The following is a 13,902-nucleotide window of genomic DNA, read 5'->3' on the forward strand; positions in this document are numbered from 1 at the left end:
GCCTCAGCCGCGGTGCAGCATCACTTCGAGCACGAAGCGCGAGCCCGCGTAGCCCAGCAGCAGGAAACCGGCGGCGACGTAAAGCGTGCGCACGGCGACACGGCCGCGCCAGCCCAGGCGCCAGCGGCCCCAGAGCAGCACCCCCATGGTGATCCAGGACAGCAGCGAGAAGGTGGTCTTGTGGTCCCAGATCCAGCGGTGGTTCAGGGTCTCGGAAAAATACCAGCCGGCCAGCAGCGTGGCGCTCAGCAAGGCAAAGCCGGCGGCGACGAAGCGGAAGGTGAGGCGCTCCAGCGTGAGCAGCGGCATGGACGCCTCGCTGGCATTGCCCAGCCGCATGGCCTTTTCGGCGCGCTGCATCAGCCAGGCATGCACCACCGCCGCGGCGATCAGGCCATAGGACGCGATGCCCAAGGCCCAGTGCAGCGGCAGCAGCGCGGAATGCAGGGCCGGGTAGCGCGTGCCCGGGAACACCAGCGCGAGCAGCACGACCACCATGCCCAGGATGGCCAGCGTCCAGCGCGCGCGCATCTGCGGATAGAGCCGGCTTTCGATCAGGTAGACGGTGAGCACCAGCCAGCCGGTGACGGAGAGGGCGGGCGCGAACCCGAAGCGCGCGGGTTGTTCGAACAGGCCGAGCACCAGCACGACCAGGTGCAGCAGCCAGGCCAGGCCGAGCAGGCCGCGGCTTTGCGGCGCCGACATGCGCGGGTGGGCGATGGCGAGCATCGCGTAGGCCAGCGCCGCGCCGCCGGAGAACACGGCAGCGGGCAGGTTGGACGCGAGTGCGGGCAGCAGGCTCATCACCGGGGCAGCGCGCCAAGCGTGAAAAGGAAGGGCGCAGCTAAAATCATCCTCACAGTTTAACGGCCTTGTCCCTCCTGGACGCGCCGGTCCGCCGACCCAGGCGCCCGCCTGACCGCCCGCCCGACGCGGGTTTCCGCCCTTTTCCCCTTCTACCCGAGGCAGCATGGCTTCAGCCCTTTCAGACCGACTTTCACGCATCGTCAAGGAAATGCGCGGGCAGGCCCGCATCACCGAGGGCAATGTCACCGACATGCTGCGCGAGGTGCGCATGGCCCTGCTGGAGGCCGACGTCGCCCTGCCGGTGGTGCGCGACTTCATCGCGCGGGTGAAGGAGAAGGCGCTGGGCCAGGAGGTGGTGGGCTCGCTCACGCCCGGGCAGGCGCTGGTGGGCATCGTCAACCGCGAGCTCGCCGCGACCATGGGCGACGGCGTGGCCGACATCAACCTCGCGGCGCAGCCGCCGGCGGTGATCCTCATGGCCGGTCTGCAGGGCGCCGGCAAGACCACCACCACCGCCAAGCTGGCCAAGCACCTGATCGAGAAGCGCAAGAAGAAGGTGCTCACGGTCTCGGGCGACGTCTACCGCCCGGCCGCCATCGAGCAGCTCAAGACCGTGACCGCGCAGGCCGGCGCCGAATGGTTCCCCAGCACGCCCGACCAGAAACCGGTGGACATCGCGCGCGCCGCGATCGATTACGCGCGCCGGCATTTCTTCGACGTGCTGCTGGTCGACACCGCCGGCCGCCTGGCGATCGACGAGGCGCTGATGCGCGAAATCCAGGAACTGCACGCCGTGCTCAAGCCGGTGGAGACGCTGTTCGTGGTGGACGCGATGCAGGGCCAGGACGCGATCAACACCGCCAAGGCGTTCAAGGACGCGCTGCCGCTCACCGGCATCGTGCTCACCAAACTCGACGGCGATTCGCGCGGCGGCGCGGCGCTTTCGGTGCGCGCCATCACCGGCGCGCCGATCAAATTCGCCGGCGTGTCCGAGAAGATCGACGGTCTGGAGGTGTTCGACGCCGACCGCCACGCGCAGCGTGTGCTCGGCATGGGCGACATCCTGGCGCTGGTCGAGCAGGTCACGGCCGGCGTGGACATGGCGGCGGCGCAGAAGCTCGCGGCCAAGGTCAAGAGCGGCGAGGGCTTCGACCTCAACGACTTCCTCGACCAGTTGCGCCAGATGAAGCAGATGGGCGGCCTCTCCAGCCTGATGGACAAGCTGCCCGCCGCGATGGCCGCCAAGGCCAGCGAGGTCGACATGGGCCGCGCCGAGAAGGACATCAAGCGCAAGGAAGGCATCATCTGCAGCATGACGCTCAAGGAGCGCCGCAAGCCCGAGATCATCAAGGCCACGCGCAAGCGCCGCATCGCCGCCGGCGCGGGCGTGCAGGTGCAGGAAGTCAACCGCCTGCTCAAGGAGTTCGAGCAGATGCAGGACATGATGAAGAAGATGAAGGGCGGCGGCATGATGAAGATGATGAAACGCATGGGTGGCATGAAGGGCATGCCCAAGCTGCCCGGCATGGGTTGAGGGAGCCACCGCCATGACCGCGCCCACCGACGACCTCCACACCATTCAGGATCTCGCTTCGCTGCAGGCGCTGTTCGGCCCGGTGGGCGACGCGTCGGTGCGCAAGGAGGTCTCGCGCCTGCACCCGGTCTACCAGCGCTGGATCGAGGCCTCGCCGTTCGCGGTGCTCGCCACCGTCGGCCCCGACGGGCTGGACGCCTCGCCGCGCGGCGATCCGCCCGGGCTCGTGAGCATTCAGGACGAACACACGCTGCTGCTGCCCGAGCGCGCCGGCAACAACCGCATCGACAGCCTCAAGAACATCCTGGCCGACCCGCGCGTGGCCCTGCTGTTCCTGGTGCCCGGCGTGGGCGAGACGCTGCGCGTGAACGGTCGCGCGCGCATCTCGGTGGCGCCGGACCTGATGCAGCGCCTGGCCATGGACGGCAAGCCGCCACGGTGCGTGCTGGTCATCACGGTGGACACGGTGTTCTTCCAGTGCGCCCGCGCCATGAAGCGCGCCAGCCTGTGGGACGCGCGCGAAGCCGCGGCGGCGGTGCCCACGGCCGGCGAGATGCTCGCGGCCCTGACGCACAACGCCATCGACGGCGTTGCCTACGACCGCGCCTTGCCCGCGCGCCAGCGCGACACGCTGTACTGAGGCGTCAGCCCAGGGTGCGGGCCAGCGCCTGCGCCGCCGCCTCCAGGCGCGGCAGCTGCAACCGGGCCTGTGCCAGCGCCATGCGCGCGGCCGGTGCCTGCAGGGCGAGCGCGCAGCGCACCGTGCGCTGGCCGGGCGCGAACACCGGCACCGCCACGCACACCAGGCCTTCGACGAACTCCTCGGCGTCCACCGCGTGGCCGTCGCGCCGGATCGCCTCCAGCTCCGCTTCGAGGGCCTCGCGCAGCGTCAGCGTGTTGGCGGTGTAGCGCGTGAGCACCAGCCCGTCGAGCACGGTGCGGCGCTGGCGCGCGCCCATCCAGGCCAGGAACAGCTTGCCGCTGGCCGAACAATGCGCCGGCACGCGCGTGCCCGGGCGCAGCTCCAGCCGCAACGGAAATGCCGACTCCACGCGGTCGAGGTAGACCACCTCCGCGCCCGACAGGGCGGTGAGGTTGCAGCTCTCGCCCACCTCGGCCACCAGCTGGCGCAGCACCGCGTGGCGCACGCCCTGCTGCGTGCTGTTGCTCAAGGCGGCCTCGGCCATGCGCAGCAGGCGCGTGGCCATCGCGTAGCGCCGGCCGTCGGGCTCGCGCACCAGCCAACCGCCTTGCTCCAATTGTGCGAGCATGCGGTGCACGGTGGGCTTGGGCCAGCCGGTCAATGCGACCACCTCGGGCAGGGCCATCGGTTGGGCGTGGCGCGTGAGCAGGTCCAGCAGCTCCATCAGCCGCAGGCCCGGGCTGTTGTCGGTTTCTGTGTTCATATCTCGAAAAATGAGACGAATCCATAAATTATTCCGAGACGAATTCTAGAGACCCCTACATTGCGGGCACAACTTCGAGGAGATGGGTGGTTTGACGACGACGCCGAGCTTTCACAACGCCGTGGTGACCGGCGCCTGCGGTGGCCTGGGCCAGGCGCTGGCGCGTGAGCTCATCGCCGGTGGCGCGCGCGTGGCCCTGGTCGGCCTGCAGCGTCCCGCGCTGCAGGCGCTGGCCGCGCTCGAGCCGGAGCGTTGCGCGATCTACCAGCCCGACGTGTCGGACGCGGCCGCGATGCAGGCCATGGCCGCCGACTGGATGGGCCGTTTCGGCGCGCCCGACCTGGTGATCGCCAACGCGGGCGTGGCCGGCGGCTTCGACACCGCTCAGGCCGGCGACCTCGCCGTGATGCGCCGCATGCTCGAGATCAACCTGCTCGGCGTGGCCACCACCTTCCAGCCCTTTCTGGCGCCCATGCGCGAGAGCGGCCGGCGCGGCGCGCTGGTGGGCGTGGCCAGCCTCGCGGGCTGGCGCGGCATGCCAGGCAACGGTGCGTACTGCGCGAGCAAGGCCGGCCTGATCGCCTACCTGCAAAGCCTGCGCGCCGAGCTGCGCCCCACGGCGCTGCGCGTGCACACCATCAGCCCGGGCTACCTGCGCACACCGCTCACGGCCGGCAACCGCTTCGCCATGCCCGGCCTGCTCGAAGCCGACGAGGCCGCGCGGCGCCTGCTCGCGGGCGTGGCCGCCGGCACCGAACACATCGTGCTGCCCCGGCGCATCGGTTGGCTTTCGCACGCGCTGGGCCTGCTGCCCGCGCGCCTGCACGACCGCATCCTGCTCGGCCAGCCGCGCAAGCCGCGCGCGGGCGAACCCGGCGCGACCGACATTCCAGGCCTGAAAAAATGACGACACCCACCGAACAACAGATCGCGCTCATCGGTGCCGGCCCCTCGGGCCTGGCCGGCGCGCGCTGCCTGCAGAAACACGGCATCCCCTTCCAGGGCTTCGAGGCCCACACCGACGTCGGCGGTCTGTGGAACATCCACAACCCGCGCTCCACGGTGTACCAGTCGGCGCACCTGATCTCCAGCAAGCGCATGACGGAGTTCAGCGAGTTCCCCATGCCCGAGCGCGTGGCCGACTACCCGAGCCACCGCGAGCTGCTGGACTACTTCAGCGCCTTCGCCGACCACTTCCGGTTGCGCGAGCACTACCGCTTCGGTGTGCGCGTGCTGAGCGTGGTGCCGGTGAGTGATGCGCCCGGCACGCTGTGGCGCGTCACCACCGAAGACGCGGACGGCCTTCAGACCACCGCCGACTACAAGGGCGTGGTGGTGGCCAACGGCACCCTGGCCGAGCCCAACATGCCGCGCTTCGAAGGCCACTTCTCCGGGGAGCTGCTGCACACCTCGGCCTACAAGAGCGCCGACCAATTCCGCTACAAGCGCGTGCTCATCGTGGGCGCGGGCAACTCGGGTTGCGACATCGCCGTCGACGCCGTGCACCAGGCGCGCAGCGTGGACATCTCGGTGCGGCGCGGTTATTACTTCGTGCCCAAGTACGTGTTCGGCCAACCCGCCGACACCCTCGGCGGCAAGATCCGGCTGCCGCCCTGGCTCAAGCAGAAGATCGACAGCACCATCCTGAAGTGGTTCACCGGCGACCCGGTGCGCTTCGGTTTTCCCAAGCCGACCTACAAGATGTACGAGTCGCACCCGGTGGTGAACTCGCTCATCCTGTACCACATCGGCCATGGCGACGTGGGCGTGCGCGCCGACATCGCGCGTTTTGACGGCCACACCGTGCACTTCAAGGACGGGCGCCAAGGCGAGTACGACCTGGTGCTCGCGGCCACCGGCTACAGGCTGCACTACCCCTTCCTCGACCCCGCGCTGCTCAACTGGCAGGGCATGGCGCCCCGGCTCTACCTCAACATCTTCGCGCCGCGCTTCGACCGCCTCGCCGTGCTCGGCATGGTCGAGGCCAGCGGCCTGGGCTGGCAGGGCCGCTATGAACAGGCCGAGCTGGTGGCGCGCTATTTCAAGGGGCTGGACGAAGGCAAGGCCAGCGCCAGCGCGTTCCGGATCGCCAAGGCGGGGCCGCCGCCCGACCTCTCCGGCGGCTACAAGTACCTGCAGCTCGAGCGCATGGCCTACTACGTGAACAAGAACGTCTACCGCGACACCGTGCGCCAGGCGGCCGAGGCCCTGGCCTGACATCCCGCCCGACGACAAAGACAACAAACACAGGAGACCCGCATGCTGCCCGTGGACGAAATCCGCCTCAACTTCAACCCGGCTTCGCTGGCCGTGCTCAACGCGGTGCTGGCCTTCCTGATGTACGGCATCGCGCTGGACACGCGCCTGGAGGATTTCCGCCGTGTCATGCGCATGCCGCTGGCGTTCACGGTGGGCATCGTGGCGCAGTTCATCGCGCTGCCGGCCATCACCTATGCGCTCACGCTGCTGCTGCAGCCAGGCCCCAGCATCGCGCTGGGCATGATCCTGGTGGCCTGCTGCCCGCCGGGCAACGTGAGCAACATCCTCACGCACCGCGCCAACGGCAACGTCGCGCTCAGCGTCTCGATGACGGCGGTGTCCAACGCCATCGCCATCGTGGCCATGCCGCTGAACTTCGCTTTCTGGGGCGGCATCCACCCCACCGCCGCGCCCCTGCTCAAGACCATCGCGCTGGACCCGCTGGAGATGTTCGGCCACATCCTGCTGATCATCGGCGTGCCCTTCGTGCTGGGCATCTGGTGCGCGCACCGCTTTCCGAACTGGACCGCGCGCTTCAAGAAGCCGGTGCGCATCCTCAGTTTTCTCGCGCTCATCGCCTTCATCGTCGGCGCCATCGCGGGCAACTGGCGCTACTTCCTCGACTACGTGGGCCTGGTGCTGCTGGCCGTGGTGATCCACGACGCGCTGGCCTTCGGCACCGGCTACGCCATCGCGCGCGCCGCCGGCCTGCCCGACTACGACCGCCGCGCGGTGTCGATCGAGGTCGGCATCCGCAACGCGGGCCTGGGCCTGGTCATCATCTTCAGCTTCTTCGGTGGCCTGGGCGGCATGGCCGTGGTGGCCGGCGTCTGGGGCTTCTGGGACATCATCGCCGGCCTGATCCTGGCGGGCTGGTGGGCGCGCAGACCGCTGCAGGGCGGCGTGCCGGGGATCGAAAAGCCATGAGCGCGGCCATGGACAAGGCGCCGGCCGCCCGGCGCGTGCTGGTCACGGGCGCCGACGGTTTCCTCGGGCGCGGGCTGATCGACGCCTTGGCGCGCGAGCCTCACATCGAACACCTGGTGGCGGTGGACGTGCGCGAGGTGCCCGTCGCGCGGCGTTCACCGCGCGTGGCCTACGTGGTGGAAGACGTGCGCGACCGCGCCCTGGCCGCCACGGTGGAGGCGCACGGCATCGACACCGTGGTGCACCTGGCCTCCATCGTCACGCCGGGCAAGGGGTCGAGCCGGGCCTTCGAACATTCGGTCGACGTGGGCGGCACGCGCAACGTGATCCAGGCCTGCCTCGCCCACGGCGTGGCCCACCTCGTGGTCTCGTCCAGCGGCGCGGCCTATGGTTACCACGCGGACAACCCGGCCTGGCTGACCGAAGACCACGCGTTGCGCGGCAACGAGGTGTTCGCGTACGCGCACCACAAGCGCCTGGTGGAAGAGATGCTCGCCGAAACGCGCGCGGGCCACCCGGCGTTGCGCCAGACCGTGCTGCGCATCGGCACCATCCTGGGCGAGCGGGTGGACAACCAGATCACGGCCTTGTTCGAGAAACCGCGCCTGATCGCGATCGCCGGCAGCGACAGCCCCTTCGTGTTCGTCTGGGACGAGGACGTGACCGGTGCGATCGTGCACGCGCTGAGTGGCGAGGCCGTGCCCGGCTGCTACAACGTGGCCGGTGACGGCGCGCTGACCATCCGCGAGATCGCCGCGCGCCTGGGCAAGAAACCGCGCGTGCTGCCGGCGGGCCTGTTGCGCACGCTGCTGCGCGTGGGCAGCTCGCTGGGCGTGAGCCGCTACGGCCCGGAGCAGCTCGATTTCCTGCGCTACCGGCCGGTGTTGCTCAACACCGCGCTGAAGCAGCGTTTTGGTTACACGCCGCGCAAGACCAGCGCGCAGGCGTTCGATGCTTTTGTGGCCGCGCGCGCTGCGCAGGGGCGACCGGTGAAAGTGATGGCGTGAACCCTGTGCCTCTTTCGCGCGGCGATCTGCTGCGCGCGCTCGCGGTGGTGGTGATCTGGGGTTTGAACTTCGTGGTGATGAAGATCGGCCTGCAGGGCATCGGCCCGATGTTGCTGGGCGCCTTGCGGTTTGCGGCGGCGGCCTTGCCGTTCCTGCTGTTCGTGAAGTTTCCGAAGCTGCCGTGGCGCTATGTGGTGGCGTATGGCCTGGCGCAGGGTCTGGGGCAGTTCGGTTTTCTGTTCCTGGGGCTGCAGATGGGGATGACGGCGGGCATGGCGTCGGTGGTGATGCAGACGCAGGCGTTTTTCACGTTGTTGCTGGCGGTGCCGGTGCTGGGTGAGCGGGCGCGCTGGTCGCAGGGGCTGGGTTTGCTGGTGGCCTTGGGTGGGCTGGTGCTGATCGCGACGGCGCACGGGGAGGGGCCGGGGCAGATGACGCTGGCGGGCTTTGTGCTGACCTTGTCGGCGGCGTTCATGTGGGCGGTGTCGAATCTGGTGGCGCGGTTGGCGAGTCGGGTGGCGGATTACGAGCCGTTTCCGTTCATTGTGTGGAGCAGCGTTGTTCCGATTGTTCCGTTCATGGCGTTGGCGCTGTGGATGGATGGGCCTTCGTTGGTGTGGGCGCAGGTGGCGGGCTTGAGTCTGTCGGCGGTGTTGGCGGTGTTGTTTCTGGCGTGGCTGGCGACCTTGTTGGCCTACACGCTGTGGACGCAGTTGCTCCAGCGCCATCCGGCTGGGCGGGTGACGCCGTTTTCTTTGCTGGTGCCGGTGGTGGGGCTTTCGGCGGCCTGGGTTTTCTTTGGCGAACTTCCCTTGTTTCAGCAGTGGCTGGGGACGGGGGCGGTGTTGATGGGGCTGGTGGTGAATCAGCTCGGGGGCTGGTTGGTTTCTCGTCGCTCTTCTTGAGGTTTCTGGCGTCTGCCTCGCGTCAGGCCGGTGGCGATGCCCGACTGCTCCGGCCCTGCTCGCGGGCGGCTGCACTGGTTCGCATGCACCCCTTCATCAACAGCGTTGCTGGTGCGCACCTTCTGTGGCAACCGCGAATGGGGGCCTGCGCATTCGGGCATCGCCACCGTCCTGCGAAACAACGTAGGCACGCCAAGCGTGGTGCGCCAGCATCTCTTTGGGGGCGGGTGGTTTGGGCATGCGGGCGCCGGCCCCATTCGCGGTTGCCACAAAAGTGGGCGTGCTCAAGCGGCGTTGACGAAGGGGTGAAGGCGGACCCGGGCAGTCGCCCGCGAGCGGCCGGCGCCCGCATGACCGGACCACCCGACCCTGCCCACCCGTTGGAATGAAGTAAGCCGTATCCTCACAAACCCCGTCAACCCAAGTGGAGCAAAACCCCATGAACACCCATCGCTGGCTGCAGAAAACCTCCCTCGCCATCGCCCTGGCTCTGGGGGCGGCAACGGCCCAAGCCGGAGCGCCCATGGTCAAGACCTCGGCGCCGGGTTACTACCGCATGATGTTGGGCGACTTCGAGATCACCGCGCTGTCCGACGGCACGGTGGACCTGCCGGTCGACAAGCTGCTCACCAACACCCAGCCGGGCAAGGTCACGACCGCGCTCAACCAGTCCTTCCTCAAGGCCCCGGTCGAAACCTCCGTCAACGCCTACCTCATCAACACCGGCAACCAACTCGTGCTGGTGGACACCGGCGCCGCCGGCCTCTTCGGCCCCACCCTCGGCAAACTGCTCGGCAACCTCAAGGCCGCCGGCTACCAGCCCGACCAGGTGGATGCGGTCATCGTCACCCACATGCACCCCGACCACGTCGGCGGCCTCCTGGCCGGCGACCAGCGTGCCTTCCCCAACGCCACCGTGCACGCCGACCAGCACGATGCCGACTTCTGGCTCAGCCAGGCCCAGATGGAAAAAGCACCGGCCGACGCCAAAGGCTTCTTCCAGGGCGCCATGGCTGCGCTCAACCCCTACATCAGCGCCGGCAAGTTCAAACCCTTCAACGGCAACACCGAACTCGTGCCCGGCATCAAGGCCCAGGCCTCGCGCGGCCACACACCGGGCCACAGCACCTACCTGGTGGAAAGCAAGGGCCAGAAGCTGGTGCTGTGGGGCGACCTGATGCACGTCGCCGCAGTGCAGTTCGCCAACCCCGCTGTCACCATCGCATTCGACACCGACAGCAAGGCCGCCGCCGCGCAGCGCCAGAAGGCCTACGCGGACGCCGCGAAGAACGGCTACTGGGTCGCGGCTTCCCACCTCTCGTTCCCCGGTATCGGCCACCTGCGCCGCGAGGGCAAGGGCTACCGCTTCGTACCGGCGAACTACAGCGTCGTGCGCTGAAACGACAACGCGCCGCAAGAGCGGCGCGTTGGACGGAAACGGGGGAGCCGGTCAGGCCGCGTGCGGCAGGCCGAAGCGGCTGGCATGGCGCCAGGCGCGGCGCAGCACCGCGGGTGACCACGATTCTTCGGGAATCAGCAGCACACCGCGCGAGCGCATCCAGGCACCCAGGTCCACATGGCTGGTGGCCACGGTCAGCGGCACCGCCAGCAGCAGCGGCATCGCCACCGGTGCCAGCCAGATCAGCGCGTTGGCGTTGATCGCGGCCACACCCACGGCCAGCAGGCCGATCACCAGCGTCATGGGGGCCAGCCGCGCCACGGCGTCGCGCCAGGTCACGCCGGCCGCTTCGCGCGGAGGCGACTTCCATTCCAGCTTCAGGCCGGTGATCGCCACCAGCACGAACAGCGAGTGCGCCAGCATGCGGATCGGCGCCTGCATCAGGGCCAGCACGGTTTCTACGGCCGAGCTGCCCAGCAGGCCCACGGTGCCACCGAAGGACTTCTGCTCACCCTTCATGAACACCGCCAGCAGGCCCAGCACGCGCGGCATGAAGAGCATGGTCAGCGTCCACATCCACAGCGCGCGCAGTTCTTCGGGCACGGCCTGCCAGCTCGGGATGGCGCTGGAATCGGCCGCCCACAGCGCGGTGCCGATGGACAGGAAGGCCAGCCACAGCGGGGCCGAGAGGTAGGACATGGCGCCGATGGCGAACATGGTGCGGTGCACGCGGTGGATGCCGGGTTCGGCCATCAGGCGCGAGTTCTGCAGGTTGCCCTGGCACCAGCGGCGGTCGCGCTGCAGTTCGCTCAGCAGGTCGGGCGGCTGCTGCTCGTAGCTGCCGGTCAGGTCGGACACCAGCCACACGTGGTAGCCGGCACGGCGCATCAGCGCGGCTTCGACGAAGTCGTGCGACATGATGCCGCCGGACATGCCGCCCGTGCCCTTGATGGGCGCCAGCGCGCAATGCTTCATGAAAGGCTCGACGCGGATGATCGCGTTGTGGCCCCAGTAGTGGGACTCACCCAGCTGCCAGAACTGCATGCCCAGCGTGAACAGGCGCCCGGTCACGCGCGAGCCGAATTGCTGCGCGCGCGCATGCAGGGTGGCGTGGCCGATGGCCTGGGTGGCGGTCTGGACGATGCCGGCGCGGGGGTTGGCTTCCATCAGCTTGACCATGGACACCAGGCAGTTGCCGCTCATGACGCTGTCGGCGTCGAGCACCACCATGTAGCGGTAGTCCTTGCCCCAGCGGCGGCAGAAATCGGCCACGTTGCCGGCCTTGCGGTGCGTGCGGCGGGTGCGCAGGCGGTAGTACACCTCGATCGACGGCAGCTCGGGCTGGGCGGCCAGCGCGGCGCGCAGGTCTTCCCAGGCCTTGCGTTCGGCCTGGGCGATCTCGGGGTTGTAGCTGTCGGAGAGCACGAACACGTCGAACTGGCCGGCGTGGCCGGTGGCGGCGAGCGATTCGCAGGTGGCGCGCAGGCCGGCGAACACGGTGGCCACGTCCTCGTTGCAGATCGGCATGATGATCGCCGTGCGCGCCTCGGGGTTCATGGCGTGGTCTTTCACGTCGGCCGCGCGCAGCGTGTGGCGGTCACCGAACAGCGAGACCCAGAAGCCCATGAGCGCCGTCACGAAGCCGGTGACGACCCAGGCCGAGAGCAGGCCGAACAGCGCGAGCTGGCCGTACTGCAGCCAGGCGTTGTGGTGCTCGGGCTGTGCATCGGCGAACAGGCTGGTGGCGAACGCGGTGCTCACCACGGTGAGCAGGGCGAACACCAGTCGGCGGCGGTTGGCCGCGCTCTGCCAGGCCATGGGCGCTTCGGCGACCTCGGCGGACGCCACGGCGGGCGTGCGCGGGGGCAGCACGCGGCTGGCCGTGCTCAGCAGCGCGGTGCCGATGCTGTTCCAGAAGCCGCGCCAGGGGCGGGGCACCATGGAGCCGCGGTTGATCGGGGGCGCCGTGACGGAATTGGGGTGGCGCTCTTCGCGCAGCTGGGTCAGGGCATGCTGGGGCATGGGAAGGCTTTCAGGCGCCGCACCGGGGTGCGAACTGGGGTGGGCCGTGCTCATTCGGGAAGCAGCAGATGTGTCCATGTTTCGCTCACGGTGTCGTTGTGGTGTTGCAGAAAGGCGCGCAGCTCGACCGGCTGGGTCGGGTCCACGCGCTCGACGCGCACGGTCACGCGCCAGGTGCGCGTGGCGGGATTGGGGTAGGCCAGGGTTTCGAGCACGCGGCCATTGGTGTTGGCCGTGACCACCGCCTTCACCGGTGCGCCGGCGGGCAGGCTGTCCAGCGCGGGGCCGGCGAAATCGATCACGTATTGCGGCTGGCGCGCCTGCTCGGCCGGCGAGAGGCGGGTGAAGCCATAACCTTTGCGGGTCTGGGTGACCCAGCTCGACGGGGGGCGCTGCTGGGTGTCGCCCTGCCAGGCCAGTTCGTAGCTCAGTTCCAGCGGCTGGCCGGCGGCAGGCAGTTGGGCGGGCACCCAGTAGGCGACGATGTTGTCGTGCGTCTCATCGGGCGTGGGCAGCTGCACCAGCTCCACACGGCCCGCGCCCCAGTCGCCCACCGGCTTGACCCAGGCGCTCGGGCGGCGCTCGTAGCGCGCTTCCACGTCTTCGTAATTGGCGAAGGCACGGTCGCGCTGCATCAGGCCGAAGCCGCGCGGGTTCTGCAGGGTGAAGGAGCTGACCGTGACCGCCTTGGGGCGCTGCAGCGGGCGCCACAGCCACTCGCCTTCGCCGCTGACCATCATCAGGCCGTCGGAGTCGTGCACCTCGGGGCGGAAGTCGCCGGGCATGGGCTGGTTCTCGCCCGAGAGGAACATGCTGGTGAGCGGGGCGATGCCCAGGGTGTTCACCGGGCCGGCGCCGGCGCGCAGGAACACGCGCGTGGTCACCGTGGTGGTGGTCTGCTGGCCGGGGCGGATCACGAAGCGGTAGGCGCCGGTGGCGCGCGGCGATTCGAGCAGCGCGAACACGGTGACCTCGGTCGCGCCCGCGGCGGGGCGCTGCAGCCAGAACTCGGAGAAGCGCGGGAACTCCTCGCCGCTGCCGCCCACGGTGTCGATCGCCAGGCCGCGCGCCGACAGGCCGTACTGCTGGCCCGCGCCGAGCGCGCGGAAGTAGCTCGCGCCCTGGAACACGATCAGCTCGTCCTTGTAGGCCTGGCCGTTGAGCGGGTAGTGCAGGCGAAAGCCCGCGTGGCCCAGGTCGCCCCAGCGGCTGGTGTCGAAGGTGTTCTTGCCGTAGTCGAAATCGGCGCCCCGGTAGGGCAGGTGGTTCACCGTGCCGTCGGCCGTCAGTTCATGGATGCGCACCGGCTCGGTCTGGTACAGGCCGAGGTGAAAAAACTGGGCTTCGAAGGGCAGGTTCTGCGCGCGCCAGACGGACTGGTCGGTCTTGAACCGGATGTCGCGCAGCTGGTCGTAGGTGATGGTGGCGAGCTCGGCGGGCAGCTTGTCGCTGTTTGCCTGATAGGGCTGCTGGGCACGCGCCTTGGCGAGCTGGGTGATCTGGTCCCAGTCCACACGCTGTGCGTGGGCCGACGCCCCGCAGAACGAGGCCAGCAGGGCGCCGAGCACGCCCCAGCCGCGCAGGCGGCGGGTGGTGAAAAACGGGCGAATCGTGAAGGGCATGCCGGTATAAGGGC

At 69.1% G+C, this 13,902-nt stretch carries 12 protein-coding genes; 8 read left to right on the top strand and 4 right to left on the bottom strand.

Annotated features, from left to right (window positions below; genetic code table 11):
• Positions 1-3: 3 nt before the first annotated feature.
• Entirely contained in the window at positions 4-804 is an 801-nt protein-coding gene (locus AC1Q9M_RS13575; RefSeq protein ID WP_382154659.1) for a cytochrome C assembly family protein, read from the bottom strand.
• A gap of 166 nt (positions 805-970) precedes the next feature.
• On the opposite strand from AC1Q9M_RS13575, the gene ffh reads away from it, so the two are divergent.
• Together ffh and AC1Q9M_RS13585 are read left to right on the top strand one after the other, a co-directional pair.
• Positions 971-2,341 (top strand): signal recognition particle protein, encoded by a 1,371-nt coding sequence (gene ffh, locus AC1Q9M_RS13580; protein WP_382321685.1) that lies wholly within the window; start codon positions 971-973, stop codon positions 2,339-2,341.
• A 13-nt stretch (positions 2,342-2,354) separates the two neighbouring features.
• Positions 2,355-2,981, top strand: coding sequence for a pyridoxamine 5'-phosphate oxidase family protein (locus AC1Q9M_RS13585; protein ID WP_492434265.1), 627 nt, complete (start codon positions 2,355-2,357; stop codon positions 2,979-2,981).
• Positions 2,982-2,985: 4 nt separating this feature from the next.
• Here AC1Q9M_RS13585 and AC1Q9M_RS13590 read toward each other — a convergent pair whose 3' ends face one another.
• Positions 2,986-3,747: an IclR family transcriptional regulator gene (locus AC1Q9M_RS13590; protein ID WP_382321681.1), complete on the bottom strand. Its 762-nt coding sequence runs from the start codon at positions 3,745-3,747 to the stop codon at positions 2,986-2,988.
• Between the two features lie 91 nt (positions 3,748-3,838).
• Here AC1Q9M_RS13590 and AC1Q9M_RS13595 point away from each other — a divergent pair, with 91 nt between their 5' ends.
• From AC1Q9M_RS13595 to AC1Q9M_RS13620, 6 genes are all read left to right on the top strand, one after another.
• Entirely contained in the window at positions 3,839-4,654 is an 816-nt protein-coding gene (locus AC1Q9M_RS13595) for an SDR family oxidoreductase (RefSeq protein WP_444687315.1), read from the top strand.
• Positions 4,651-5,964 carry a flavin-containing monooxygenase gene (locus AC1Q9M_RS13600; protein ID WP_492434268.1) on the top strand — a complete coding sequence of 438 codons (1,314 nt, stop codon included), beginning with the start codon at positions 4,651-4,653 and terminating at the stop codon, positions 5,962-5,964. Before AC1Q9M_RS13595 ends, AC1Q9M_RS13600 begins: the two co-directional genes overlap by 4 nt.
• A gap of 42 nt (positions 5,965-6,006) precedes the next feature.
• A complete protein-coding gene (locus AC1Q9M_RS13605; protein ID WP_382321679.1) occupies positions 6,007-6,933 on the top strand; it encodes a bile acid:sodium symporter family protein in 927 nt (308 codons plus the stop codon).
• A complete protein-coding gene (locus AC1Q9M_RS13610) occupies positions 6,930-7,940 on the top strand; it encodes an SDR family oxidoreductase (protein ID WP_492434270.1) in 1,011 nt (336 codons plus the stop codon). Before AC1Q9M_RS13605 ends, AC1Q9M_RS13610 begins: the two co-directional genes overlap by 4 nt.
• The gene (locus tag AC1Q9M_RS13615) at positions 7,937-8,845 is read left to right on the top strand and encodes an EamA family transporter (RefSeq protein WP_492434272.1); all 909 of its coding nucleotides are present in this window, start codon (positions 7,937-7,939) and stop codon (positions 8,843-8,845) included. The genes AC1Q9M_RS13610 and AC1Q9M_RS13615 overlap by 4 nt, the downstream gene beginning before the upstream one ends.
• A 439-nt stretch (positions 8,846-9,284) precedes the next feature.
• On the top strand, positions 9,285-10,244 hold the full coding sequence (locus AC1Q9M_RS13620) for an MBL fold metallo-hydrolase (RefSeq protein WP_382321673.1): 960 nt from the start codon (positions 9,285-9,287) through the stop codon (positions 10,242-10,244).
• Positions 10,245-10,295: 51 nt separating this feature from the next.
• Here AC1Q9M_RS13620 and mdoH read toward each other — a convergent pair whose 3' ends face one another.
• Entirely contained in the window at positions 10,296-12,266 is a 1,971-nt protein-coding gene (gene mdoH, locus AC1Q9M_RS13625; protein ID WP_444687311.1) for a glucans biosynthesis glucosyltransferase MdoH, read from the bottom strand.
• A 50-nt stretch (positions 12,267-12,316) separates the two neighbouring features.
• Positions 12,317-13,888, bottom strand: a complete 1,572-nt coding sequence (locus tag AC1Q9M_RS13630) for a glucan biosynthesis protein G (RefSeq protein WP_382321668.1) — start codon at positions 13,886-13,888, stop codon at positions 12,317-12,319.
• Between the last annotated feature and the right edge of the window lie 14 nt (positions 13,889-13,902).

Source organism: Hydrogenophaga sp. GW823-FHT04C09, assembly GCF_058796355.1.

Coding starts and splice junctions, on each gene's coding strand:
- ffh (WP_382321685.1), top strand. CDS start 971: ATGGCTTCAGCCCTTTCAGACCGACTTTCACGCATCGTCAAGGAAATG.
- AC1Q9M_RS13590 (WP_382321681.1), bottom strand. CDS start 3,747: ATGAACACAGAAACCGACAACAGCCCGGGCCTGCGGCTGATGGAGCTG.
- AC1Q9M_RS13605 (WP_382321679.1), top strand. CDS start 6,007: ATGCTGCCCGTGGACGAAATCCGCCTCAACTTCAACCCGGCTTCGCTG.
- AC1Q9M_RS13575 (WP_382154659.1), bottom strand. CDS start 804: ATGAGCCTGCTGCCCGCACTCGCGTCCAACCTGCCCGCTGCCGTGTTC.
- mdoH (WP_444687311.1), bottom strand. CDS start 12,266: ATGCCCCAGCATGCCCTGACCCAGCTGCGCGAAGAGCGCCACCCCAAT.
- AC1Q9M_RS13630 (WP_382321668.1), bottom strand. CDS start 13,888: ATGCCCTTCACGATTCGCCCGTTTTTCACCACCCGCCGCCTGCGCGGC.
- AC1Q9M_RS13610 (WP_492434270.1), top strand. CDS start 6,930: ATGAGCGCGGCCATGGACAAGGCGCCGGCCGCCCGGCGCGTGCTGGTC.
- AC1Q9M_RS13600 (WP_492434268.1), top strand. CDS start 4,651: ATGACGACACCCACCGAACAACAGATCGCGCTCATCGGTGCCGGCCCC.
- AC1Q9M_RS13585 (WP_492434265.1), top strand. CDS start 2,355: ATGACCGCGCCCACCGACGACCTCCACACCATTCAGGATCTCGCTTCG.
- AC1Q9M_RS13620 (WP_382321673.1), top strand. CDS start 9,285: ATGAACACCCATCGCTGGCTGCAGAAAACCTCCCTCGCCATCGCCCTG.